Source organism: Moorena sp. SIO4E2 (genome assembly GCF_010671945.1).
Lineage (GTDB): Bacteria > Cyanobacteriota > Cyanobacteriia > Cyanobacteriales > Coleofasciculaceae > Moorena > Moorena producens.
Map to the genome: position 1 here is coordinate 1 of NZ_JAAHIE010001395.1, position 1,096 is coordinate 1,096.

Consider the following 1,096-nt stretch of genomic DNA (forward strand, 5'->3'; position numbering starts at 1 on the left):
ACTGCTCCAAACCTGACCAGAGAACAATTGTTTTCAACTGCGGCCTTAAGTCCCCACAATGCCAACTGTCCCCCCATGGAAAAGCCCACCAAACCGACAGGTTCTGGGCAACCCATCTTTACTAATTGCATGGCTAGCTGCAACTGATCTTCCCCTTCTCGCCAACCGTCAGAAGATGGCACTGGGGATAGTTGTGCACTGCGTCCGTTACTGCGCCAATCATAAATTAACACTGCCCAACCATTGCTGTAGGCTTTGCGAGCAAGGGTACGACTATACCAACCACTATCGACATCCCCTGTAAGGGCATAGTTAAGAATCAGGGTACCTTTGGCATTCTCAGGACAACTCCACAATCCGCGCAACGGTACCTGATCCGCACCAGTAAATATCTTTTCCTGCCAGGGAATCAGGGGCAAATGGGAAAGCCAAGGTACTCTTTCCCCCCACCAACTCCAGGTCGTGCCGTACCAGTAAGTGGTAGCAATACTTTGGAATAAGCCATTTCTTAGGTACCAGGGAGCTTGGTAGTCTTGCATCAGGTTTCGTAGCTATTTGTAGATTACAGATTGGAGTATAAGCAGTTCTAGTTACCTATTGCTGTGAGCAGACAAACCTTTGCTACTCTAATTTTCGATATCTTTTTCCATCCACCGACGAGTCCCAAAAAACTGACAGGAATTGGTAGCTACCTTTGCTGCTGCGACTAGGGCATCAGTAAACTCTTTGTGTAGAATATAGTGACAGAAGGCACCGTGAAACACATCCCCAGCTCCCAAAGTATCTACTGCTTGAATCTGGGGTACGGGTACTTCACCGGACACTCCTAAGCTACGATACTGAATTGGTTTTTCTCCTTGGGTGATGGCAATGTGAGGAATCCCAGCGTCTAGGAGATAAGCCATCACCTCTTCTTGGTCAGAGCACCCTGGTGGATAGAAATTGGCTGAGCAAATGGCGTAATCAACATAGGGCAAAATTGTTTCAAATCCTGGCTTCCAGCTACCCCCATCGATGACTACAGGGATATGATGAGTTTTGGCAAATTTTGCGATCGCATTACTAACCACCATCTGATGACCATCAATGAGCACCA

2 protein-coding genes are annotated in these 1,096 nt (G+C 47.5%); both read right to left on the reverse strand.

Annotation, left to right across the window (positions count from 1 at the left end; genetic code table 11):
* On the reverse strand, positions 1–539 hold a 539-nt coding region (locus F6K37_RS43955; RefSeq protein ID WP_287257421.1), incomplete at its 3' end, for an alpha/beta fold hydrolase.
* Positions 540–626: 87 nt separating this feature from the next.
* Positions 627–1,096 (reverse strand): PfkB family carbohydrate kinase (locus F6K37_RS43960; RefSeq protein WP_287257422.1); only part of this gene is annotated, 470 nt, incomplete at its 5' end.